We start from the raw sequence: 21,430 nt of genomic DNA, 5'->3' as shown, positions 1-21,430 counted from the left end.
ACTCAATATCAAGTCGTCAACGGCAAAGCCGTGATCACTTGCAGTTTTTGGCAATTCGGTAATGAGCATTCTGTGCAGCGATTTCACTGTCGAAGTCGACCCGGTTCTTGCTCGACACGGCAGCGTAGGAAGGACAGTCCGGCCGATGATAGATCATGGACGCGCTGTTGCCTCGCACGCTGCCGCCGCTGCCATTACTGGCGAGTTGAGTGTTTGACGGCGCCACAGGAGTTGCGCTCACACGCTTGCCTGGCGTAGCTGAGTTCTTGCCCGCCATGGTGGCGTTGAGAAAGATCGGAGCATGATCCGAAACGCTTTTTCGTCCTTCGACATGGGAAATGCCAAGAAAACCGGGGTAATCGAAAACACCTGCTTTGTTGACCTGAATCGTGCCGGCTTTCGCGATGAAGATGTTGTCGTACAGGTTCGCAAACTTGCCATCGGTCGTGGACAGGGTCGACGCGCCAGAGGTGATCAAAGGCTTGGCGCCAACCTCCAGACTTTGCCAGGCGGGCGAGTCAGGCGACATGTTGAAGTCCCCCATCAGCATGATGTTGGTGTTGCCGTCGTACACGCTTTTCAGCCAATCCCAGTAATCACCCAATACGGCAATCTCTTTGGTCCTGTCGGCAGCAGATTTGCCATACAGAATATGCACGGTTGCCGCCACGAAGGTGGTCTTGTCCTTGAGGTTTCTGAATCGGGCAGAGAAGGGCTCTCGCTCGAAGCGGTCGCCGCGATCCAGGTAAGTGACCGCGCCATCTTCGTAGGCGACGGCCTTGTCCCGCCACACAAACCCGTACATCTCCTTGTAGCTGCTGCGCCCGGTGGAGTGAGAAGCCAGCGACGACCATTTTTCGCCAGTCGCCTGCTCAAGTGCGCTTTCCAGTGCCTGAAGACCTTCTTCGTTCATCAGTTCCTGAACCGCCAGGAAATCAACATGTTTGGCCACTTTTGCGATGCTGGCCATGTCTTTGGTAGGGCGCACACTCAGGTGCTCCAGGTTCCAGGTACCAATATTGATGTCTGCGAATGCATTGCCGCACGAAGTCACCAGCAGCACGAGCGCCGCCAAAAGGTTCTTGAGCATGGGTGTGTATTCCTTGAATCGAAGGCATGCCGCTACATACAGGCGTCGAACGGACAGCAAAAATGGAAAGCTTGATATTTAAAGCTTTTTAATCAATGAGTTGCGTTTTGCGGCGGACGACCAGCGTTCCCATGCTGGAACCGACGACGTGTCGCGCGACGGTTTTCGAGGGAGCTGACATCCCAGTGCTCGACTCGATTGGCCGTTAGCCAGCGCCAACAGCACGTCTTCAGTCGTCTTTGGGCAGTGTCCAGAACAGCTGCACGCCGCCGTCGTCGCGCCAGGCGAGCGTGACGTTGTCGTTCTCTGCAATTTCTTCCAGCAACTGAGCCCAGTCGTCTTCCAGCTCATCGGGTAGACGAAAAAGCAACGCCGCCCTGGCTTTTTGCGCAGTAGGCGAGTTGATGATCTTCTGTACCCGGACGCCCATACGCTCGTATGTGCCGGGTGTAGCTGCTGGTTGATTTGCCACGAAAAAGTCCCTGGTTGTGCTGTACGGGCGTACAGTATTTCAGTGTCGGATTTTTCGCAACAGCTATGTAGGAAGAAGCGGGACGCGCCTGAAGATAAAGGTCGTTGCGCAGAACAATTCGCCGCAATCGTGATCTGATCCGGATCGCACCTTGCATTCAGGAGTTCACATGAACATCAAATCATTGGCCTTCCCATTGTTGCTCGCCGCAACCGCTGCACTGGCCGGCTGCTCGACGCCCTCGGTCGTGACGTTGCAGAACGGAACGCAGTACATCACCAAAGACGCGCCCAAGACCCGTACTGCGGACGGCTTCTATGAGTTCGAAGATATCTCGGGCAAGAAAGTGCGCATCAAGGCTGATGAGGTGGCTACGGTCAGGCCTGAGGAGTAAGGAGCCCTGCCTGGATAGCGCACTGGGGCGAACTTCATTTTCGTGGATTGACAAAGCGCGCGGCTTTTCCCATAGTTCGTTTCTCGCAAACGTTTGCGTGTCGGTTCTCTGGACCGACCCTGCGTCGTTCGCCCGAACAATAATCACAAGATCGGAGATGAACTCATGAAGCTGCCATTTGCTGGACGCCTTCTCGCTGTCGCCATGTTTTCTGCCCTCTCGGCAGTCATTCCCCTCTCTGCTGTGCATGCCCAGACGCCTGAAAAACCCAAGGTCGCACTGGTGATGAAATCCCTCGCCAACGAATTCTTCCTGACCATGGAAGACGGCGCAAAGGCTTATCAGAAAGAACATGCCAACGAATTTGACCTGATCTCCAACGGCATCAAGGATGAGTCCGACACCGCCAACCAGATCCGTATTGTCGAGCAGATGATCGTGTCCAAAGTGGACGCGCTGGTCATTGCGCCTGCCGATTCCAAAGCGCTGGTGCCGGTGCTGAAAAAAGCTGCGGATGCCGGGATCAAAGTCGTCAACATCGACAACCAGCTCGATGCCGATGTACTGAAAAGCAAAAGCCTGCAGATTCCGTTCGTAGGGCCTGACAACCGCAAGGGCGCGAGTCAGGTTGGCGATTATCTGGCCAAGCAGCTCAAGGCCGGTGATCAGGTCGGCATTATCGAAGGTGTGCCAACCACCACCAACGCCCAACAGCGCACCGCTGGTTTCAAGGACGCCATGGACCGTGCGCAGATGAAAGTCGTGTCCGTGCAGTCCGGCAACTGGGAAATCGACAAGGGCAACGCAGTGGCCTCGGCCATGCTCAACGAGTATCCGGATCTCAAGGCACTGCTGGCAGGCAATGACAGCATGGCATTGGGCGCTGTGTCGGCAGTACGTGCGGCTGGCAAGGCCGGCAAAGTGATGGTCGTCGGTTACGACAACATCAACGCCATCAAGCCAATGCTCAAGGATGGCCGAGTGCTCGCCACTGCCGACCAGTTCGCAGCCAAGCAAGCCGTTTTCGGTATCGAGGCAGCGCTCAAGGCGGTCAAGGGTGAGAAGGTCGATACCAACGACAAGGGCGTGATCGAAACGCCAGTCGAGCTGGTTACCAAACCCTGATCCACGCTGAGTAAAGGCGTCCGTGCCAGAGGTGCGGACGCTGGGAGAAATGTATGTCAGCGTCTGTTCAGACTGCTGTTCTTTCAGTCAGTGGCATTGGCAAAACCTACGCTCAACCTGTTCTCGGGGATGTCGACCTGACGTTGATGCGTGGTGAAGTGCTGGCTCTGACCGGAGAAAACGGTGCCGGCAAAAGCACCCTGTCGAAGATTATCGGCGGACTGGTGACGCCCACTACCGGGCAGATGGAATTCCAGGGTCAGCCTTATCAGCCTGCCAACCGGACGCAGGCTGAAAAGCTGGGTGTGCGTATGGTCATGCAGGAGCTGAATCTGCTGCCGACCCTGACCGTTGCTGAAAACCTGTTTCTGGATGATCTCCCGCGCCGTGCGGGCTGGATCGACCGCAAGCGCCTGCGTGAAAATGCTATCAAGGCGATGGCCCAAATCGGGCTGGAAGCCATCGACCCCGATACGCTGGTGGGTGATCTGGGCATCGGTCACCAACAGATGGTCGAAATCGCTCGCAACCTGATCGGCGACTGCCATGTGCTGATCCTTGATGAGCCAACCGCCATGCTCACCTCTCGGGAAGTCGAGATGCTGTTCGAGCAGATCACGCGGTTGCAGGCGCGCGGCGTTTCCATCATCTACATCTCGCATCGTCTGGAAGAGTTGGCCAGGGTATCGCAGCGCATTGCCGTACTGCGTGACGGCAAGCTGGTGTGTGTCGAGCCCATCGCCCGATACAACAGCGAGCAACTGGTAACGCTGATGGTCGGCCGTGAGCTGGGCGAACACATGGACATGGGCGCGCGCGAGATTGGTGAGGTCGCGCTTTCGGTGAAAGGGCTGAGCCGTGCGGGCAAAGTCGAGAATGTTTCGTTTGACGTGCGCCGCGGCGAGATCTTCGGTATTTCCGGGCTGATCGGTGCTGGCCGTACAGAGCTGCTGCGCTTGATTTACGGCGCCGACAGTGCTGACAGTGGCGGCATTGAAGTGGGCCAGCCGCTCAAGGCAGTGACCATTCGTTCGCCCTCGGATGCCGTCGAGCATGGGCTCGCGTTGATTACTGAAGACCGTAAAAGCGAAGGCCTGCTGATGTCGCAATCCATCAGCGCCAATATCGCGCTCGGCAATATGCACTCCATTTCCAAAGCCGGTCTGGTCAATGCGGGCGACGAGCTCAAGCTGGCCCAGCGGCAAGTTGATGCCATGCGTATCCGCAGTTCCAGCCCGACCCAATTGGTGTCTGAGCTATCGGGGGGCAACCAGCAGAAGGTTGTCATCGGCCGTTGGCTGGAGCGCGACTGCCCGGTGATGCTGTTCGATGAGCCGACGCGGGGGATTGATGTCGGCGCCAAGTTCGACATCTATGCACTGCTCGGCGAATTGACTCGTCAGGGCAGGGCACTGGTGGTGGTCTCCAGTGATCTGCGTGAACTGATGCTGATCTGCGACCGTATCGGCGTGCTGTCGGCGGGTCGCCTGATCGACACGTTCGAGCGCGACAGCTGGACTCAGGACCAATTGCTTGCTGCTGCATTTGCCGGCTATCAGAAACGTGACGCGCTGCTCAACGAAGCCGCGCCCAGGAACGACTCATGAAAAATACCTCACCTGCGATGCAGACCATGCCCGCGCGTCGCGGCGGCAATTATCTCGGCCTTGGTACCTATCTCGGTCTGGCGGGCGCACTGCTGGCGATGATCGTGCTGTTTTCACTGCTCAGTGATCACTTTTTGTCGTATCAGACGTTCAGCACGCTGGCCAACCAGATCCCTGACCTGATGGTGCTGTCGGTCGGTATGACCCTGATCCTGATCATTGGCGGTATCGACTTGTCCGTCGGTTCGGTGCTGGCGCTGGCCGCTTCAGCCGTCAGCGTGGCCATCGTCGGCTGGGGCTGGAGTGTCTTCCCTGCGGCGTTGTTGGGCATTGCCTGTGCAACACTGGCCGGCACTATAACCGGCTCCATCACCGTTGCCTGGCGCATCCCGTCCTTTATCGTGTCGCTGGGCGTTCTGGAAATGGCACGCGGTGTGGCGTATCAGATGACCAATTCGCGCACAGCCTATATAGGTGACTCTTTCGCGTGGTTGTCCGACCCGGTGGCGTTTGGCATCTCACCGTCGTTCATCATCGCGCTGCTGGTGATCTTTATCGCTCAGGCTGTACTGACGCGCACTGTGTTTGGCCGTTACCTGATTGGTATCGGTACCAACGAAGAAGCGGTCCGTCTAGCGGGCATCAACCCCAAGCCCTACAAGATTCTTGTGTTCTCCTTGATGGGCCTGCTGGCGGGCGTGGCTGCACTGTTTCAGATCTCGCGTCTTGAAGCTGCCGATCCCAACGCAGGTGCCGGGCTTGAGCTGCAAGTGATTGCGGCAGTGGTCATTGGCGGGACGAGTCTGATGGGCGGACGCGGCTCGATCATCAGTACCTTTTTTGGCGTACTGATCATTTCGGTGCTCGCCGCAGGCCTTGCGCAGATTGGCGCAACCGAGCCCACCAAGCGGATCATCACCGGCGCGGTGATCGTCATCGCAGTGGTGCTGGATACGTATCGCAGCCACCGCGCACGTCGACAGGGCTGACATGGCAACCATCAAAGACGTTGCAGCACTGGCGGGGATCTCCTACACCACGGTCTCTCACGTGCTCAACAAGACCCGGCCGGTAAGCGAGCCGGTCAGGCTCAAGGTCGAAGCGGCGATCGCGCAACTGGACTACGTGCCCAGTGCGGTGGCTCGCTCGCTCAAGGCTAAAAGCACGTCCACCATCGGGCTGTTGATCCCCGACGGTATGAACCCTTATTTCGCCGAGCTGGCCAGGGGCATTGAGGATTACTGCGAGCGCAACGGGTTCTGTGTGATCCTTTGCAATTCCGATGACAATCCGGACAAGCAACGCGGTTATCTGCGTGTGCTGTTGGAAAAACGGGTTGATGGGTTAATCGTGTCATCCGTGGGCGGTGACACCACCGTCGCGGGTGGGCTGGCCGAGGTACGCACTCCGCTGGTGATTGTCGACCGCGAGCTCAAGGGTATCGCTGCCGACATGGTGCGCATTGATCACGAACAGGGCGCTTATCTGGCGACACGCCACCTTCTGGATCTGGGTCATCTGCACATTGCGTGTATCGGTGGGCCGCATAACAGTCTGGTGGCCGAGATGCGTCTGGCTGGCTATGAGCGCGCCATGCGCGAGGCTGCTGTTCCAGTCGGCTCAGGATGGGCGGTGCACAGCGAGTTCACCAGTGCAGCCGGTTATGAGGCCGCTGGCGAGCTGTTGGCCAACAACAGGCCTACGGCCATTTTTGCCGGTAACGATGTGATCGCTATCGGCGTACTGCGGGCTGCCGCCGAGCGCAACATTCAAGTGCCCAGGGACTTGTCCGTCATCGGCTTCGACGATATCCAGATGAGTCGCTACGTCTATCCGGCGCTCACCACCGTAGGCCAGTCGATCATGCAGCTGGGTGAAACCGCTGCAGAAATGCTGCTCTGCAGAATTGCCCAGCCTCACGCCGCGCCCATCGAGAAACGGCTTGTGACGCCCTGCGTTGTGGTGCGTGAATCAACCGCAGCACCGGGCATCGCCCTTAAATGAATGACACGCCTGTACAGCAACGAGTGAATGAGCCATGCAAGCAAAAATAGTGATAGTGGGCAGCCTCAACATGGATCTGGTCATCCGTGCCCAGCGTCTGCCGCGCCCTGGCGAAACACTCACCGGCGAGACTTTCGATACCGTCCCCGGCGGGAAGGGTGCAAATCAGGCGGTCGCAGCTGCGCGTCTGGGCGCCAGCGTGGCCATGATAGGTTGCGTGGGTGCTGATGCCTACGGCGATCAACTGCGTGGCGCGCTGCTGGCCGAGCAGATCGACTGCCAGGCAGTGACTGCCATTCAGGGCGTGCCTACCGGTATCGCCTCGATCGTGGTCGACGCCAACAGCCAGAATGCGATTGTCATTGTTGCCGGCGGCAACGGACAGTTGACGTCGGCGCGTGTCGAGCAGTTCGACGCGCTGCTGGCAGGCTCCGAAATTGTTATTTGCCAACTCGAAGTGCCTACCGAAACTGTCTTCCATACTCTGAATCGCGCCCATGCGCTGGGCAAGACCGTGATCCTCAATCCGGCACCCGCCAGCGAGCCATTGCCGTCGAGCTGGTACGGTCTGATCGATTATCTGATCCCGAACGAGAGCGAGGCGCAGATGCTGACCGGTATTGCTGTCGATTCGCCCGAGTCTGCTGAACAGGCTGCGTCCGCGATGCTGGCGGCCGGTGCGCGCAATGTCATCATCACCCTGGGCGAGCGGGGCACGCTTTTCGCACATGCGACTGGCGTGCAGCACATTCCTGCACGTCGTGTACAGGCGGTAGACACCACCGCAGCAGGTGATACCTTTGTGGGTGGTTTTGCGGCGGCACTGGCCAGAGGGCAGAACGAATCTGCGGCGATCCGTTTCGGTCAGGCCGCAGCGGCGTTGTCTGTCACCCGTGCGGGTGCTCAACCGTCCATACCTACATTTGAGGAAGTACAGGGATTCGATCCGAAATGAAAAAGACACCGTTACTCAACAGCGCCTTGTCTCGCGTAATCGCCTCGTTAGGGCATGGGGATATATTGATGATCGTCGACGCAGGGATGCCGGTGCCCCCCGGCGTCGAGCTGATTGATCTGGCCCTGACGCGTGGCGTGCCTGACTTTGTCAGCGTGCTCGACGTCGTACTGAGCGAGATGCAGGTCGAAAGTCATGTGCTGGCCAGCGAGATGGCCCAGATCAAACCGCCTGCCTTGCAGGTCATCGAGAGTCTGAATCTGGATGATCAAATGGGCCAGCAGCGCTGGATCAGCCACGAAGATTTGAAAACGCTCAGCCGTTCGGCCAAGGCAATCGTCAGGACTGGCGAGTGCCAGCCCTACAGCAACGTGGCGCTGGTTTCCGGAGTCGTGTTTTAAGTTATTCATGAAAGGGAGCTTCATATGACATTGATTCATTTTTCCAGGCAGTTCATACGGGGAGCATTGCTCTTGTCAGTTCTCGGCATTGGTGCTGTAAACGCCGCTGAAAAGCGTGATCTCATCATCGACACCGATCCGGGCGCTGACGATGTGGTTGCACTGTTGCTGGCCCTCGCATCACCCGAAGAGCTCAACGTGATGGCAATCACCACCGTGGCGGGTAACGTGCGCCTCGACAAGACATCGCGCAATGCCAGGCTGGCGCGCGAGTGGGCCGGTCGTGAGGAAGTGCCTGTGTATGCCGGCGCGCCCAAGCCACTGGTCCGTACGCCCATCTACGCCGAAAACGTGCACGGTCAGGAAGGGTTGCCAGGCGTGCCCGTGCATGAGCCGGCCAAACGGCTGGCAAAGGGTAATGCGGTCGAATATCTGATCGAGACCCTCAACAAGGCCAAGCCTCACAGCATCACCATCGCCATGCTGGGGCCGCAGACCAACCTTGCGCTTGCGCTGATACAGGCGCCAGAGATCACTCAGGGCATCAAGGAAGTGGTCGTGATGGGCGGGGCGCATTTCAATGGCGGTAACATCACGCCAGTGGCCGAATTCAACCTGTTTGCCGATCCACATGCGGCGCAGATCGTTCTGGGCAGTGGTGTGAAGCTGACTTACGTGCCGCTGGACGTCACTCACAAGATCCTGACCAGCGAGCAGCGGCTCAAGCAGATTGCTGCGCTGGGCAATCAGGCGGGCAAACTCGTTGATGGGATACTCAACGAGTACGTCAAGCTCGACATGGAACACTATGGCCTGCCAGGTGGCCCGGTTCATGATGCCAGCGTCATTGCCTGGCTGCTCAAGCCGGAGCTGTTTTCTGGCAGGCAGATCAACTTCGCGGTCGACAGTCGCGAGGGGATTGGGTTTGGTCAGACGGTTGCCGACTGGTATGGCACTCTAAAACAGCCCGCCAACGTTTTCTGGGTCGAGGATGGTGATGCTCAGGGTTTCTTCGATCTGCTGACCGAACGTCTGTCACGATTGAAGTAAGCGTGCTGCACAACTGCCCGTATCACGCGGGCAGTTCTTCGGTTGCATAGCGCCTCAGCACCTGAGTGATAAAGGACCGTGCACCCTCGGTGCCCAGATCCTTTATCAGCAGGTCAACGGCGATGATCATCAATTCTTCCGTTGTACCCGGGCTGTGCGAGCAATGGCCCTGAGGCCATTTGGCCTTTATATCCGCGTCTATCGAAATGACTGTCATGTCTGTCTCGCTTTCCTGAGGGTGTGTCGTCTGGCGCTTACAGCTGCGATGCTGCCTCTGCCAGTAGACCATCACGCACGCTGTTTGACACTTCTACTTACGCATCATGCCTGTCCGGAGGTTCTGTGAACACTCGGGCTCAAACGTTTTGTGACGATTTTTTCAGGCCAATCCTTGCCAGCCAAGGCAGACTGCATCGCCTTGGAGATCTGCCGCTTTTCGGTCAACTGATGTGGACACATTGCAACCATCGGGGTTGAGTGCGGTCGCACAAGGTCTGGAAAATTTTTTTGGCAAAGGAGGGTGTCTATGCCCTGCAAGTTCGCAACATTGGGTTTCCTGGTCGCAGCATCGTTTCTGGCCGGGTGCAGTACGACGTCTGATTCGGCTTCTGACGCGTCCCGCGAGGCGGCAGCACCGGTCGCCAGTGCAGTACCGGGCCGCTGCGACGCTGAGCAGGCTCAGTTCGCTGTTGGCAAGCAAGCGTCCATCGAGTTGTTGACGCAGGTCCGTAGCCGGTCAGGTTCGCTGGACGCCCGCATTCTGGGGCCCAACGACATGGTTACGCTGGAGTACCGTTCCGAACGTGTCAACGTCAATACAGACGCCGCCGGCAAAGTGGTCCGGGTGAACTGCGGCTAGTCTTTTGTTTTTATGCGGTCATAAAAAACCCCGTCGATGACGGGGTTTTTTCAGCCAAGGTAAATCAGACTACCTGGACTTCTTCTGCTTGCATGCCTTTCTGGCCTTTAGCAGCAACGAAAGAAACGGTCTGGCCTTCTTTCAGGCTTTTGAAACCGTCGCTCTGGATTGCTTTGAAGTGTACGAACAGGTCGTCACCGCCACCCTGTGGAGTGATAAAGCCGAAGCCTTTTTCATCGTTGAACCATTTTACGGTGCCGGTTTGGCGATTAGACATGGTGTATCTCCAAGAACATAATTTTCAGTAATGCGTGCTGCTCAGGCCAACTGGGCACACCGGCCTATCATAGTCGAAATGTACGAAAAGAGAGCTATTTCGGTAGGAAGTTTGAGCTAATACCGAATATATGCAGGTCGCCATGCTATGGAGCGCCGCTTTCGCGTCGATCGTCAGAGTGTTTTCGGTAGGATGCGAGGGTCGCTGAAAGCCTTGTATTCAAAGGCTTTCAGCTGTTCTACGAGGGTGAGTTCAAGCCGTCTTGCAGACTGTTTTTTTGCAGCTCGATGAAAATTATTTTTTTGCCTGCGAGCAGTTTTCAGCGACCAATTTCTGCAGTTTTGCGGTCATTTCAGGGCTTGGCTTCGTATTCGAGTCGTTCAGACCTGCAATTTCCTTGTCCGAAAAATGGCTGTCCATCTGCTTGGCGGCACAATTGCAATGAGCCTTGACTGTCTTTTCGTCCACATTGCCCTGCTTGGCAGCGCTGACACATTCCTGAGTGAAGGTTGTGCGTGCTGCACCGTCCATGGCGGCCTGAGCACCCCATGGAGCCAGAAGTGCGGCGCAAGCGAGGAGGGCGGACAGAGGTAAAAGCTTCATGGTGTTCTCCTTTATTGGAAAAAATCGTGCACGACATCGACTAGTTCAGACGCTGATCGAGCAAACCAGTTCAAGGGCTGTTCCATTTCATATTCATTTGAAGCAATGCGGCGCAGCGCTGGCGCAACTGTGTTAGGATACGCGTCCTGTTAAATTCAAGTGCCCTGGCGGCTGTGTCTTAAAGCTCCGCGCTTGCAGGTTTTCGTACACTCCAGTCATCTGGTTCGGTTCAAGGTTGGCCCATGGGCTCCTGCCACTGTGAGGCAGGCACACCACCGAATCACGTACTGGCTCATCCCAACCCACGTGACCTTTGGTAGGGGTCACCACTAGGAGAGGAGGCGCCATGCCAACTATTACTCTTCCCGACGGCAGTCAACGTTCATTCGACCATGCGGTCTCTGTCGCAGACATCGCGCTTTCAATCGGCGCGGGTCTGGCCAAGGCAACCGTGGCCGGCAAGGTCGACGGCAAGCTCGTTGATGCGTGCGATCTCATCGAGCACGACGCCAGTCTGCAGATCATCACCCCCAAGGATCAGGAAGGACTGGAAATCATCCGTCACTCTTGCGCTCACTTGGTAGGTCATGCGGTCAAGCAGTTGTATCCCACTGCAAAGATGGTGATCGGCCCTGTCATCGACGACGGTTTTTACTACGATATCGCCTACGAGCGCCCGTTCACGCCAGATGACATGGCGGCGATCGAGCAGCGCATGCAGCAGCTGATCGAAAAAGACTACGACGTGATCAAGAAGGTCACCCCGCGCGCAGAAGTGATCGAGGTGTTCAGCGCCCGTCACGAAGACTACAAGCTGCGCCTGGTCGAAGACATGCCGAACGAGCAGGCCATGGGTCTGTACTATCACGAAGAATACGTCGACATGTGCCGCGGTCCGCACGTGCCGAACACTCGCTTCCTGAAATCCTTCAAGCTGACCAAGCTGTCCGGCGCCTACTGGCGTGGTGACGCAAAAAATGAGCAACTGCAGCGCGTATACGGCACTGCCTGGGCAGACAAGAAGCAACTGGCAGCCTATATCCAGCGTATAGAAGAAGCTGAAAAGCGCGACCATCGCAAGATTGGCAAGCGCCTCGGCCTGTTTCATACCCAGGAAGAAGCGCCTGGCATGGTGTTCTGGCATCCGCAGGGCTGGACCCTGTATCAGGTGCTTGAGCAGTACATGCGCAAGGTTCAGCAGGAAAACGGTTACCTGGAAATCAGGACGCCGCAGGTTGTCGACCGGTCGTTGTGGGAGAAGTCTGGTCATTGGGCCAACTACGCCGACAACATGTTCACGACTGAATCCGAAAGCCGCGATTACGCCATCAAGCCGATGAACTGTCCGTGCCATGTGCAGGTGTTCAATCAGGGCCTGAAGAGCTACCGCGAGTTGCCGATGCGTCTGGCCGAGTTCGGAGCCTGTCACCGTAACGAGCCTTCCGGTGCATTGCATGGCATCATGCGCGTGCGTGGCTTCACTCAGGACGATGCGCACATTTTCTGTACGGAAGAGCAGATGCAGGCCGAGTCCGCCGCTTTCATCAAGCTGACTCTGGACGTCTACGCCGATTTCGGTTTCAAGGACATCGAGCTGAAGCTGTCCACCCGTCCTGAAAAGCGTGTGGGCTCTGACGAGTTGTGGGATCGTGCCGAGTCTGCATTGGCCTCTGCACTCGACAGCGCAGGTTTGCCGTACGACTTGCAGCCCGGCGAGGGCGCGTTCTACGGTCCGAAAATCGAATTCTCCCTCAAGGATTGCCTCGGTCGTGTCTGGCAGTGCGGCACCTTGCAGTTGGACTTCAATCTGCCGATCCGTTTGAGCGCCGAATACGTCTCGGAAGACAACAGTCGCAAAAGTCCTGTCATGCTTCACCGTGCGATTCTCGGTTCTTTCGAGCGTTTCATCGGTATTCTGATCGAGCATTACGAAGGTGCGTTTCCGGCCTGGCTGGCGCCGACTCAGGCAGTGATCATGAATATCACTGATAAACAGGCTGATTTTGCCCTCGAAGTCGAAAAAACTCTGGCTCAAAGCGGGTTTCGTGCCAAGTCCGACTTGAGAAATGAAAAGATCGGCTTTAAAATCCGTGAGCATACTTTGCTCAAGGTTCCTTATCTCCTTGTGATAGGAGATCGGGAAGTTGAAATGCAAACTGTCGCTGTGCGGACACGCGAAGGCGCTGACCTCGGCTCAATGCCGGTCGCCCAATTCGCTGAATTCCTCGCACAAGCGGTTTCCCGGCGTGGTCGCCAAGATTCGGAGTAATTACTATTAAGCGTGAAATGAGACAAGATAAACGAGCTGCACCCAAGGCCCCGATCAATGAGAATATCTCGGCCCGCGAGGTTCGGTTAATTGGCGCTGACGGCGAGCAGATTGGCATCGTCTCGATTGATGAAGCGCTTCGTATAGCCGAAGAGGCGAAGCTGGATCTGGTAGAGATTTCTGCCGACGCACTGCCTCCGGTTTGCCGCGTGATGGACTACGGCAAATCGATCTTCGAGAAGAAGAAACAGGTTGCTGCAGCGAAGAAAAACCAGAAGCAGATCCAGGTTAAAGAAATCAAGTTTCGTCCAGGGACGGAGGAAGGGGATTACCAGGTAAAACTGCGCAACCTGGTACGTTTCCTGAGTGATGGGGACAGGGCCAAGGTATCGTTGAGATTCCGCGGTCGTGAGATGGCCCACCAGGAGCTGGGTATGGAATTGTTGAAGCGGGTTGAAGCTGACCTTCTTGAATACGGTTCCGTCGAACAGCATCCTAAGATGGAAGGACGCCAACTGATCATGGTCATCGCCCCGAAAAAGAAGAAGTAACCACCAGGGCACGGCAGGCCTTGCGGTTATGTTTATCAACTGAATGCGGAGTATCCGAACATGCCAAAGATGAAGACTAAAAGTGGTGCAGCCAAGCGGTTTCTGAAAACTGCTAACGGCATCAAGCACAAACACGCTTTCAAGAGCCACATCCTGACCAAAATGTCGACAAAGCGTAAGCGTCAACTGCGCGGAAGCAGCTTGCTGCATCCGTCCGACGTTGCAAAAGTCGAGCGCATGCTGCGCCTTCGTTAATTTTGATCAAGATATAGAGGAAGTAACTCATGGCTCGTGTAAAGCGTGGCGTCATTGCCCGTAAGCGTCACAAGAAAATTCTGAAACTTGCAAAAGGCTACTACGGCGCGCGTTCACGCGTATTCCGTGTTGCCAAGCAAGCGGTAATCAAGGCAGGCCAATACGCCTACCGTGACCGTCGTCAGAAAAAACGTCAGTTCCGCGCTCTGTGGATCGCTCGTATCAACGCTGGTGCTCGTGTTAACGGTCTGTCCTACAGCCGTTTCATTGCTGGCCTGAAAAAAGCGTCCATCGAGATCGACCGTAAGGTTCTGGCTGATCTGGCAGTGAACGAAAAAGCGGCGTTTGCTGCGATTGTCGAGAAAGCTAAAGCCACTTTGGCCTAAGTCCCCGACAATCACCGGCCCCGGTTTCCGGGGTCGGTGTTGAACGTCATAAATAGGGGAAGAGCCTTAAGCTCTTCCCCTATTTCGTATCTGGAGTCTGTACATGGAAAACCTGGACGCGCTGGTCTCTCAAGCTCTTGAGGCTGTGCAAAGCGCCGAAGATATCAATGCCCTGGAGCAAATCCGGGTTCACTACCTCGGCAAGAAAGGCGAGTTGACTCAGGTGATGAAGACCCTGGGGAACCTGCCTGCTGAAGAGCGTCCGCAAATCGGCGCCCTGATCAACGTTGCCAAGGAGCGTGTCACAGAGGTTCTCAATGCGCGCAAGGCATCGTTCGAGCAGGCGGAACTCACCGCCAAACTCGCCGCCGAGTGCATCGACGTAACCCTGCCGGGCCGTGGTCAGACCTCTGGTGGTCTGCATCCGATTACCCGCACTCTGGAACGTATCGAGCAATTCTTCACCCACATCGGCTATGGCATTGCCGAAGGTCCTGAGGTCGAAGACGATTACCACAACTTCGAGGCGCTCAACATCCCAGGCCATCACCCGGCCCGTGCGATGCATGACACCTTCTATTTCAATGCGAACATGTTGTTGCGCACCCACACCTCGCCGGTGCAGGTACGGACCATGGAATCGCAACAGCCGCCGATCCGGATCGTTTGTCCGGGCCGCGTGTACCGCTGTGACTCCGATATCACTCACTCGCCGATGTTCCACCAGATCGAAGGCTTGCTGGTTGACCGTGATATCAACTTTGCAGACCTGAAAGGCACTATCGAAGAGTTCCTGCGAGTGTTCTTCGAGAAGGAACTTGCCGTTCGCTTCCGTCCTTCGTTCTTCCCGTTCACCGAGCCATCGGCGGAAGTCGACATGGAATGCGTGATGTGCAGCGGCAAAGGCTGCCGCGTGTGCAAACAGACAGGTTGGCTTGAGGTGATGGGCTGCGGCATGGTCCATCCGAACGTGCTGCGCATGTCCGGTATCGACCCTGAAGAGTTCCAGGGCTTCGCTTTCGGCATGGGCGTAGAACGTCTCGCCATGCTGCGTTACGGCGTCAATGATTTGCGCCTGTTCTTCGACAACGATTTGCGGTTTCTCGCGCAATTTCGCTAGGTCGCATGTAACGAATCTTTCAGGAGAGCAGGATGAAATTCAGTGAACAATGGCTGCGCGGCTGGGTAAGCCCGCAGGTTTCCCGTGACGAGCTGGTTGCTCGTCTGTCTATGGCCGGGCTTGAGGTCGACAGCGTAACGTTGGCCGCCGGCGTATTCACCGGCGTAGTGGTTGGCGAAGTGCTGAGTACCGAGCAGCATCCGGACGCTGACAAACTGCGCGTCTGCCAGGTCAGCAATGGCGCCGAGACGTTCCAGGTTGTCTGTGGCGCGCCCAATGTGCGTCCAGGCCTGAAAATCCCGTTCGCCATGATTGGCGCCGAGCTGCCGGGCGATTTCAAGATCAAGAAAGCCAAGCTGCGTGGCGTTGAGTCCAACGGCATGCTGTGCTCGGCTGCCGAGCTGCAGGCTGGCGAAGGCAATGATGGCCTGATGGAGCTGGCGGCCGATGCGCCGGTAGGTCAGGACATTCGCGTCTATCTGGGGCTGGACGATGCAAGCATCGAAGTCGACCTGACTCCGAACCGCGGCGACTGCCTGTCAGTGGCCGGTCTTGCCCGTGAGGTTGGTGCGCTTTACGCCGCTGACGTGACGCGTCCGCAAGTCGCCACCGTGGCCGCTGTACACGACGAAGTACGCCCGATCGAGGTTCTGGCCCCGGCGGCCTGCCCGCGTTATCTGGGCCGTGTCATTCGTAACGTTGATCTGTCGCGCCCAACCCCGCTGTGGATGGTTGAGCGTCTGCGTCGTTCTGACGTACGCAGCATTGATGCTGCCGTCGATATCACCAACTACGTCATGCTGGAGCTGGGTCAGCCACTCCATGCATTCGATCTGGCTGAAATCAACGGTGGCATTCGCGTGCGCATGGCCGAGGAGGGCGAGAAGCTCGTCCTGCTGGATGGCCAGGAAGTCAGCCTTCGTGCCGACACACTGGTCATCGCCGATCACCAGCGTGCACTGGCTATCGCGGGTGTCATGGGTGGCGAGCACAGCGGTGTGACGGCTGGCACGCGCGACATCTTCCTGGAAAGCGCTTTCTTCGACACCATTTCAGTTGCTGGCAAGGCACGTTCCTACGGACTGCACACCGATGCATCGCACCGCTATGAGCGTGGCGTTGATTGGCAACTGGCCCGCGAAGCCATGGAGCGCGCGACTGGCCTGCTGCTGGAGATCACGGGTGGCGACGCCGGTCCTGTGATCGAAGTGGTCAGTGAGCAACATCTGCCTTCCATTGCGCCTGTGACGTTGCGCGCCAGCCGCGTCGAGCAGATGCTCGGCCTGGTGATCGAAAACGCGGAAATCACTCGCTTGCTGAGCGCATTGGGTCTTGGCGTGACAGCTGAAGCCGAAGGCCAGTGGCGCGTTGAAGTGCCAAGCCACCGCTTCGATATCAGTCTGGAAGTAGACCTGATCGAAGAGCTTGCACGTCTGTATGGCTACAACCGTTTGCCGGTTCGCTACCCGCAAGCGCGTCTGGCACCTCAGGCCAAGGCCGAGGCTCAAGGCGATCTGCCTGAGCTGCGCCGTCTGCTGGTCGCTCGTGGTTATCAGGAAGCTATTACGTACAGCTTCATCGATCCGAAGTGGTTCGAACTGTTCAGTCCTGGCGTCAAGCCGCTGCTGTTGGCCAACCCGATTTCCAATGACATGGCTGCCATGCGTGCTTCGCTGTGGCCAGGCCTGGTCAAGGCGTTGCAGCACAACCTGAACCGTCAGCAGGATCGTGTGCGGATGTTTGAAAGCGGCCTGCGTTTCGTCGGTCAGCTTGATGGTTTGAAGCAAGAGCCAATGCTCGCGGGTGTGGTATGCGGCAGTCGCCTGCCAGAGGGCTGGGCGCAAGGTCGCGACGCTGTCGACTTCTTTGACGTCAAGGCTGATGTCGAAGCGGTGCTGGGTTTTGCCGGTGCGCTGGGTGAATTCACCTTTACGCCAGGTCACCATCCTGCCTTGCATCCAGGCCAGACCGCTCGTATCGAACGCGACGGTCGCGAAGTCGGATTCCTCGGCGCCATTCACCCTGAGCTGTCGAAATCCCTGGGTCTTGATCGTCCGGTATTTGTATTCGAGCTGGTTCTTGGCGAAGTGGCAAAAGGTCGTCTGCCGAAATTCCACGAATTGTCGCGTTTCCCTGAAGTGCGCCGTGACCTGGCACTTCTGGCCGATAAGGATGTCTCTTCCAGTGCGGTTCTTGAAGTAATTCGTGAAAATGCAGGCGAGTGGCTCACAGACCTCAGGCTATTTGATGTTTATCAGGGTAAAGGCATTGATCCACATAGAAAAAGCCTCGCAGTCGGCTTGACCTGGCAGCATCCATCGCGCACTCTTAATGACGATGAGGTAAACGCAACGACACTTGCCATCCTCACCTCGCTTGAGGAGAGGTTAAACGCCACATTAAGGAAGTAGCGTATGGGGGCTCTGACGAAAGCTGAGATGGCCGAACGTCTGTACGAAGAGCTGGGCCTGAATAAACGAGAAGCCAAGGAATTGGTGGAGCTGTTTTTCGAGGAAATCAGGCACGCTCTGGAAGACAACGAGCAGGTGAAGTTGTCCGGTTTCGGTAATTTCGATCTGCGAGACAAACGCCAGCGGCCTGGGAGAAATCCCAAGACCGGCGAAGAAATTCCGATCACGGCTCGCCGTGTGGTCACCTTTCGTCCAGGGCAGAAGTTGAAGGCCCGAGTTGAGGCTTATGCTGGAACCAAGTCATAACGACGAGCTGCCGCCTATCCCCGGCAAACGCTACTTCACCATTGGTGAGGTCAGCGAGCTCTGCGCGGTAAAACCGCACGTTCTGCGCTATTGGGAGCAGGAGTTTCCTCAACTCAACCCCGTCAAGCGCCGCGGAAATCGCCGGTATTATCAGCGCCAGGATGTGCTGATGATCCGGCAGATTCGTGGTTTGTTGTACGATCAGGGCTTCACCATCGGTGGCGCCCGACTTCGTCTTTCGAGTGGTGAAGTCAAGGACGATACCCAGCAGTACAAGCAGATGATCCGGCAGATGATTGCCGAGTTGGAAGACGTACTGGTCATGCTCAAGTCGTAATTGGGCGAGTAGGATACTTCCATAATTCAAAAGCTTAGGGTATATTTCTCAACGCTTTCGCAAGTTGCAAAACAGTTTCACGCCTAGTCGGGGCGTAGCGCAGTCCGGTAGCGCACTAGCATGGGGTGCTAGGGGTCGAGTGTTCGAATCACTCCGTCCCGACCATATTATTCAATGACTTGGCCCAACCTTCTCAGGTTGGGCTTTTTCATGTCTGAAACATGCATCCTCTTTCTTTCCGGGGATGTCCGATGCTCGGTAGGCCTGCCATCAGAAATGTCGAGTTCGTGCGAGACACCCGTGCTCCGCGCAGCCGTGACCCTGCAAAAAAGCCGAGGAATGTGAACGGGGTTCTGCTTCAGCTAGCGTTCAATCAGCTCACGTACGTGTCTGGCGATGGCCAGGCATGATGTCAATCCAGGAGACTCAATGCCAAACAGATTGATGAGCCCCGGAATGGCGTGCTCACTCTGGCTGCAGATCAGAAAGTCGCAGGCGGGCTCACCTGGCGCCGAAATCTTTGGCCGAATCCCGCTGTAGCCGGGCTGCAGACTGCCGTCTGGCAAGCCTGGCCAGTAGCTGCGAATGGCGGAATAGAATCCTTGCGCACGCTCCGGATTGACTTGATAGTCTTCAGTTTCGACCCATTCGGTATCCGGGCCAAAGCGCGCCTGGCCACCTAGATCGACAGTCATATGCACGCCGAGACCATCGGCCTCGGGTGCCGGGTAGATGAGATGGGTAAAGGGCACTCGCTTGGCCAAGCTGAAGTAGCTCCCTTTGCATAGGTATTCACGCGGTATTGTGTCCGGCGACAGACCTTCTATGCGCCGGGCTAACGCCGGAGCATGCAGACCTGCAGCATTGATAAGCTTCTGACAGGAGAGCTGCATGGGCGATTCTCCACCCACGTTCAATAAAAAACCGTCGGTTGTGACTGTTGCACTGAGCAGCGGCGCATGGAACGCAATGCTGGTGCCGGCCGCTTCGGCATCCCCTTGCAGCGCCAGCATAAGTGCATGGGAGTCAACAATACCGGTCGAAGGTGAATACAACGCAGCGATACAGGTGAGCGCAGGTTCGAGGGCAAAGACTTGATCACGATCAAGCATGCGCAAATCATCCACCCCGTTGTCATGCCCTCGCTTCAGTAATGACTGAAGTTGATCAACTTGCGGTTGAGTATTGGCGACGATCAACTTTCCTGTCCTGCGCGTGCTGACCCCGTGGCTCTCACAGTACGTGTAGAGAGCGTGTTTCCCCTCGACACAAAGTCTGGCTTTCAGACTTCCGGGAGGGTAGTAGATTCCGGCATGGATGACCTCCGAGTTGCGCGAGCTCGTGCCGATACCGATGGCTTCTCCTGCTTCTATAACCAGCACTTCATGACCGGCCTGGGCCATCTCGCGTGCGACGGCAAGCCCCACCACGCCCGCACCCACCACTACGCAATCGATATCGACACTCACGTACTGACTCCTTTGCAGATTCAGATGCCGCCCAGGCACATGTATTTGATTTCCAGATAATCATCGATACCGTACTTCGAACCTTCACGGCCCAATCCGGACGCTTTCATACCACCGAACGGCGCGGTTTCAGTGGAGATGATTCCGGTGTTGATGCCGATGATTCCGTACTCGAGGGCTTCGGCCACACGGAACACCCGTGACAGGTCTCGCGCGAAAAAATAAGCGGCCAAACCAAACTCGGTGTCGTTTGCCTGAGCGATAACATCGGCTTCGCTGGAGAAACGGAACAGCGGTGCCAATGGGCCAAATGTTTCTTCGCGTGCAACCAGGGCCGTCTTTGGCACATCCACAAGAATGGTGGGTTCGAAGAAGTTACCGCCCAGGGCATGGGGCTTGCCGCCCTGAATGATGCGCGCGCCCTGGCTGATCGCGTCGGCAATATGTTCCTGAACCTTGAGCACGGCTTTGTCATCAATCAGCGGGCCGGTCGTGATGCCTTCGTCAAGCGTAACTTCGCGACGGCAGTCTGCAGCTTGTCGGCGAATGCGTCATAAACGCTGTCGTGGATGTAGAGGCGATTGGCACATACACATGTTTGTCCGGCGTTGCGGTATTTGGACAGCAGAGCGCCGTCGACGGCCGCATCAAGGTCTGCGTCCTCAAATACGATGAACGGCGAGTTGCCGCCCAGTTCCAGCGAGACTTTTTTAATGTCTTGAGCGCACTCCGCCATCAACTGACGACCAATTTCCGTTGAGCCGGTGAACGACAGCTTGCGAATGATTGGGTTGCTGGTCAGCTCTGCGCCGATCTGCGCGGCAGATCCTGTCACTACGCTGAGCACGCCTTCAGGAATGCCTGCGCGTGTTGCGAGTTCTGCCAACGCCAATGCGGAGAAAGGTGTCTGGCTTGCAGGTTTGATCACCATGGTGCACCCGGCGGCCAAGGCCGGGCCGACCTTGCGTGTGATCATGGCGCAAGGAAAATTCCACGGCGTAATCGCTGCAGTTACGCCTATAGGCTGCTTGATAACCAGCAAGCGCTTGTCAGGTTGATGACCCGGAATGATATCGCCGTAAACGCGCTTGCCTTCCTCGGCAAACCATTCGATGAACGACGCGGCGTAGGCGATTTCGCCTTTGGCTTCTGCCAGAGGTTTGCCCTGTTCAAGCGTCATCAGACAGGCCAGATCGTCCTGATTGGCCATGATCAGGTCGAACCAGCGACGCAGCAGTGTCGCTCGATCCTTGGCGGTCCGTGCTCGCCATGCGGGTAGCGCCCGTTCTGCGGCTTCAATGGCCCGACGTGTTTCTGATGCCCCCATTTTAGGTACATGGCCAAGTATCTCGCCCGTAGCCGGGTTATTTACGGCCAGGCGTTGTTCGTTATCCGCGTCGCTCCAGACGCCGGCTATATAGGCTTGCTGACGGAACAGACTGCTATCACGCAATTTCATAAAAACTCCGGTTTGACGCACAGCTAAAGG

23 protein-coding genes, 1 tRNA gene and 1 pseudogene are annotated in these 21,430 nt (G+C 56.8%); 18 read left to right on the top strand and 7 right to left on the bottom strand.

The window, feature by feature from the left end; genetic code table 11:
- Positions 1 to 34 precede the first annotated feature (34 nt).
- Both KDX37_RS08030 and KDX37_RS08025 read right to left on the bottom strand, forming a co-directional pair.
- Positions 35 to 1,090 carry an endonuclease/exonuclease/phosphatase family protein gene (locus KDX37_RS08030; protein WP_231652141.1) on the bottom strand — a complete coding sequence of 352 codons (1,056 nt, stop codon included), beginning with the start codon at positions 1,088 to 1,090 and terminating at the stop codon, positions 35 to 37.
- Between the two features lie 229 nt (positions 1,091 to 1,319).
- Positions 1,320 to 1,520, bottom strand: coding sequence for a DUF1654 domain-containing protein (locus KDX37_RS08025; protein ID WP_231652212.1), 201 nt, complete (start codon positions 1,518 to 1,520; stop codon positions 1,320 to 1,322).
- Positions 1,521 to 1,731: 211 nt separating this feature from the next.
- Here KDX37_RS08025 and KDX37_RS08020 point away from each other — a divergent pair, with 211 nt between their 5' ends.
- From KDX37_RS08020 to KDX37_RS07985, 8 genes are all read left to right on the top strand, one after another.
- Positions 1,732 to 1,956, top strand: coding sequence for a YgdI/YgdR family lipoprotein (locus tag KDX37_RS08020; RefSeq protein WP_231652140.1), 225 nt, complete (start codon positions 1,732 to 1,734; stop codon positions 1,954 to 1,956).
- Positions 1,957 to 2,121: 165 nt separating this feature from the next.
- Positions 2,122 to 3,081, top strand: a complete 960-nt coding sequence (locus KDX37_RS08015; RefSeq protein ID WP_231652139.1) for a sugar ABC transporter substrate-binding protein — start codon at positions 2,122 to 2,124, stop codon at positions 3,079 to 3,081.
- 53 nt (positions 3,082 to 3,134) lie between these two features.
- Positions 3,135 to 4,688: a sugar ABC transporter ATP-binding protein gene (locus KDX37_RS08010; protein ID WP_231652138.1), complete on the top strand. Its 1,554-nt coding sequence runs from the start codon at positions 3,135 to 3,137 to the stop codon at positions 4,686 to 4,688.
- Positions 4,685 to 5,677, top strand: a complete 993-nt coding sequence (locus tag KDX37_RS08005; protein WP_231652137.1) for an ABC transporter permease — start codon at positions 4,685 to 4,687, stop codon at positions 5,675 to 5,677. Before KDX37_RS08010 ends, KDX37_RS08005 begins: the two co-directional genes overlap by 4 nt.
- Before the next feature lies 1 nt (position 5,678).
- Entirely contained in the window at positions 5,679 to 6,692 is a 1,014-nt protein-coding gene (locus tag KDX37_RS08000) for a LacI family DNA-binding transcriptional regulator (protein ID WP_231652136.1), read from the top strand.
- Positions 6,693 to 6,726: 34 nt separating this feature from the next.
- The gene (rbsK, locus tag KDX37_RS07995; protein WP_231652135.1) at positions 6,727 to 7,647 is read left to right on the top strand and encodes a ribokinase; all 921 of its coding nucleotides are present in this window, start codon (positions 6,727 to 6,729) and stop codon (positions 7,645 to 7,647) included.
- Positions 7,644 to 8,048 carry a D-ribose pyranase gene (gene rbsD / locus KDX37_RS07990; RefSeq protein WP_231652134.1) on the top strand — a complete coding sequence of 135 codons (405 nt, stop codon included), beginning with the start codon at positions 7,644 to 7,646 and terminating at the stop codon, positions 8,046 to 8,048. Before rbsK ends, rbsD begins: the two co-directional genes overlap by 4 nt.
- Before the next feature lie 24 nt (positions 8,049 to 8,072).
- Positions 8,073 to 9,098 (top strand): nucleoside hydrolase, encoded by a 1,026-nt coding sequence (locus tag KDX37_RS07985; protein ID WP_231652133.1) that lies wholly within the window; start codon positions 8,073 to 8,075, stop codon positions 9,096 to 9,098.
- A gap of 22 nt (positions 9,099 to 9,120) precedes the next feature.
- Here the strand turns inward: KDX37_RS07985 and KDX37_RS07980 are convergent, their stop codons facing one another.
- Entirely contained in the window at positions 9,121 to 9,315 is a 195-nt protein-coding gene (locus KDX37_RS07980; RefSeq protein WP_231652132.1) for a hypothetical protein, read from the bottom strand.
- Positions 9,316 to 9,624: 309 nt separating this feature from the next.
- On the opposite strand from KDX37_RS07980, the gene KDX37_RS07975 reads away from it, so the two are divergent.
- Positions 9,625 to 9,957, top strand: a complete 333-nt coding sequence (locus KDX37_RS07975; protein ID WP_231652131.1) for an I78 family peptidase inhibitor — start codon at positions 9,625 to 9,627, stop codon at positions 9,955 to 9,957.
- 64 nt (positions 9,958 to 10,021) lie between these two features.
- On the opposite strand, the gene KDX37_RS07970 is transcribed toward KDX37_RS07975, so the two are convergent.
- On the bottom strand, positions 10,022 to 10,234 hold the full coding sequence (locus tag KDX37_RS07970; protein WP_125832272.1) for a cold-shock protein: 213 nt from the start codon (positions 10,232 to 10,234) through the stop codon (positions 10,022 to 10,024).
- 294 nt (positions 10,235 to 10,528) lie between these two features.
- Positions 10,529 to 10,837 carry a hypothetical protein gene (locus KDX37_RS07965; protein ID WP_231652130.1) on the bottom strand — a complete coding sequence of 103 codons (309 nt, stop codon included), beginning with the start codon at positions 10,835 to 10,837 and terminating at the stop codon, positions 10,529 to 10,531.
- A gap of 346 nt (positions 10,838 to 11,183) precedes the next feature.
- On the opposite strand from KDX37_RS07965, the gene thrS reads away from it, so the two are divergent.
- The 9 genes from thrS to KDX37_RS07920 all read left to right on the top strand — a co-directional run bounded on the left by thrS (position 11,184) and on the right by KDX37_RS07920 (position 18,637).
- Positions 11,184 to 13,106 (top strand): threonine--tRNA ligase, encoded by a 1,923-nt coding sequence (gene thrS / locus KDX37_RS07960; protein WP_231652129.1) that lies wholly within the window; start codon positions 11,184 to 11,186, stop codon positions 13,104 to 13,106.
- The gene (gene infC, locus KDX37_RS07955) at positions 13,106 to 13,657 is read left to right on the top strand and encodes a translation initiation factor IF-3 (protein WP_187518008.1); all 552 of its coding nucleotides are present in this window, start codon (positions 13,106 to 13,108) and stop codon (positions 13,655 to 13,657) included. Before thrS ends, infC begins: the two co-directional genes overlap by 1 nt.
- A gap of 60 nt (positions 13,658 to 13,717) precedes the next feature.
- Positions 13,718 to 13,912: a 50S ribosomal protein L35 gene (gene rpmI / locus KDX37_RS07950; RefSeq protein ID WP_002553160.1), complete on the top strand. Its 195-nt coding sequence runs from the start codon at positions 13,718 to 13,720 to the stop codon at positions 13,910 to 13,912.
- A gap of 29 nt (positions 13,913 to 13,941) precedes the next feature.
- Positions 13,942 to 14,298, top strand: a complete 357-nt coding sequence (gene rplT, locus KDX37_RS07945) for a 50S ribosomal protein L20 (RefSeq protein ID WP_002553161.1) — start codon at positions 13,942 to 13,944, stop codon at positions 14,296 to 14,298.
- 103 nt (positions 14,299 to 14,401) lie between these two features.
- A complete protein-coding gene (gene pheS / locus KDX37_RS07940) occupies positions 14,402 to 15,418 on the top strand; it encodes a phenylalanine--tRNA ligase subunit alpha (RefSeq protein ID WP_231652128.1) in 1,017 nt (338 codons plus the stop codon).
- 32 nt (positions 15,419 to 15,450) lie between these two features.
- Complete coding sequence (pheT, locus tag KDX37_RS07935; protein ID WP_231652127.1) at positions 15,451 to 17,829, top strand: phenylalanine--tRNA ligase subunit beta; 2,379 nt, start codon at positions 15,451 to 15,453, stop codon at positions 17,827 to 17,829.
- Between the two features lie 3 nt (positions 17,830 to 17,832).
- Positions 17,833 to 18,135, top strand: a complete 303-nt coding sequence (gene ihfA / locus KDX37_RS07930; protein WP_002553164.1) for an integration host factor subunit alpha — start codon at positions 17,833 to 17,835, stop codon at positions 18,133 to 18,135.
- On the top strand, positions 18,116 to 18,472 hold the full coding sequence (locus KDX37_RS07925) for a MerR family transcriptional regulator (protein ID WP_083182629.1): 357 nt from the start codon (positions 18,116 to 18,118) through the stop codon (positions 18,470 to 18,472). Before ihfA ends, KDX37_RS07925 begins: the two co-directional genes overlap by 20 nt.
- Before the next feature lie 88 nt (positions 18,473 to 18,560).
- Positions 18,561 to 18,637: transfer RNA gene (locus KDX37_RS07920), tRNA-Pro, on the top strand.
- A 197-nt stretch (positions 18,638 to 18,834) separates the two neighbouring features.
- Here KDX37_RS07920 and KDX37_RS07915 read toward each other — a convergent pair.
- Together KDX37_RS07915 and gabD are read right to left on the bottom strand one after the other, a co-directional pair.
- Positions 18,835 to 19,941: an NAD(P)/FAD-dependent oxidoreductase gene (locus KDX37_RS07915; RefSeq protein ID WP_231652126.1), complete on the bottom strand. Its 1,107-nt coding sequence runs from the start codon at positions 19,939 to 19,941 to the stop codon at positions 18,835 to 18,837.
- Between the two features lie 20 nt (positions 19,942 to 19,961).
- Positions 19,962 to 21,400 (bottom strand): annotated as a pseudogene (gene gabD / locus KDX37_RS07910) (NADP-dependent succinate-semialdehyde dehydrogenase).
- Positions 21,401 to 21,430: the final 30 nt, after the last annotated feature.

Origin of the sequence: Pseudomonas californiensis, from assembly GCF_021147775.1 — a bacterium.
Classification (GTDB): Bacteria; Pseudomonadota; Gammaproteobacteria; order Pseudomonadales; family Pseudomonadaceae; genus Aquipseudomonas; species Aquipseudomonas californiensis.
Note: the sequence above shows the minus strand (reverse complement) of the source record. Positions and strands in the feature narration are given on the sequence as shown.

Bases quoted from the DNA above. Each gene is read 5' to 3' on its own strand.
- KDX37_RS08030 (WP_231652141.1), bottom strand. From the start codon at position 1,090: ATGCTCAAGAACCTTTTGGCGGCGCTCGTGCTGCTGGTGACTTCGTGC.
- KDX37_RS08025 (WP_231652212.1), bottom strand. From the start codon at position 1,520: ATGGGCGTCCGGGTACAGAAGATCATCAACTCGCCTACTGCGCAAAAA.
- KDX37_RS08020 (WP_231652140.1), top strand. From the start codon at position 1,732: ATGAACATCAAATCATTGGCCTTCCCATTGTTGCTCGCCGCAACCGCT.
- KDX37_RS08015 (WP_231652139.1), top strand. From the start codon at position 2,122: ATGAAGCTGCCATTTGCTGGACGCCTTCTCGCTGTCGCCATGTTTTCT.
- KDX37_RS08010 (WP_231652138.1), top strand. From the start codon at position 3,135: ATGTCAGCGTCTGTTCAGACTGCTGTTCTTTCAGTCAGTGGCATTGGC.
- KDX37_RS08005 (WP_231652137.1), top strand. From the start codon at position 4,685: ATGAAAAATACCTCACCTGCGATGCAGACCATGCCCGCGCGTCGCGGC.
- KDX37_RS08000 (WP_231652136.1), top strand. From the start codon at position 5,679: ATGGCAACCATCAAAGACGTTGCAGCACTGGCGGGGATCTCCTACACC.
- rbsK (WP_231652135.1), top strand. From the start codon at position 6,727: ATGCAAGCAAAAATAGTGATAGTGGGCAGCCTCAACATGGATCTGGTC.
- rbsD (WP_231652134.1), top strand. From the start codon at position 7,644: ATGAAAAAGACACCGTTACTCAACAGCGCCTTGTCTCGCGTAATCGCC.
- KDX37_RS07985 (WP_231652133.1), top strand. From the start codon at position 8,073: ATGACATTGATTCATTTTTCCAGGCAGTTCATACGGGGAGCATTGCTC.
- KDX37_RS07980 (WP_231652132.1), bottom strand. From the start codon at position 9,315: ATGACAGTCATTTCGATAGACGCGGATATAAAGGCCAAATGGCCTCAG.
- KDX37_RS07975 (WP_231652131.1), top strand. From the start codon at position 9,625: ATGCCCTGCAAGTTCGCAACATTGGGTTTCCTGGTCGCAGCATCGTTT.
- KDX37_RS07970 (WP_125832272.1), bottom strand. From the start codon at position 10,234: ATGTCTAATCGCCAAACCGGCACCGTAAAATGGTTCAACGATGAAAAA.
- KDX37_RS07965 (WP_231652130.1), bottom strand. From the start codon at position 10,837: ATGAAGCTTTTACCTCTGTCCGCCCTCCTCGCTTGCGCCGCACTTCTG.
- thrS (WP_231652129.1), top strand. From the start codon at position 11,184: ATGCCAACTATTACTCTTCCCGACGGCAGTCAACGTTCATTCGACCAT.
- rpmI (WP_002553160.1), top strand. From the start codon at position 13,718: ATGCCAAAGATGAAGACTAAAAGTGGTGCAGCCAAGCGGTTTCTGAAA.
- rplT (WP_002553161.1), top strand. From the start codon at position 13,942: ATGGCTCGTGTAAAGCGTGGCGTCATTGCCCGTAAGCGTCACAAGAAA.
- pheS (WP_231652128.1), top strand. From the start codon at position 14,402: ATGGAAAACCTGGACGCGCTGGTCTCTCAAGCTCTTGAGGCTGTGCAA.
- pheT (WP_231652127.1), top strand. From the start codon at position 15,451: ATGAAATTCAGTGAACAATGGCTGCGCGGCTGGGTAAGCCCGCAGGTT.
- ihfA (WP_002553164.1), top strand. From the start codon at position 17,833: ATGGGGGCTCTGACGAAAGCTGAGATGGCCGAACGTCTGTACGAAGAG.
- KDX37_RS07925 (WP_083182629.1), top strand. From the start codon at position 18,116: ATGCTGGAACCAAGTCATAACGACGAGCTGCCGCCTATCCCCGGCAAA.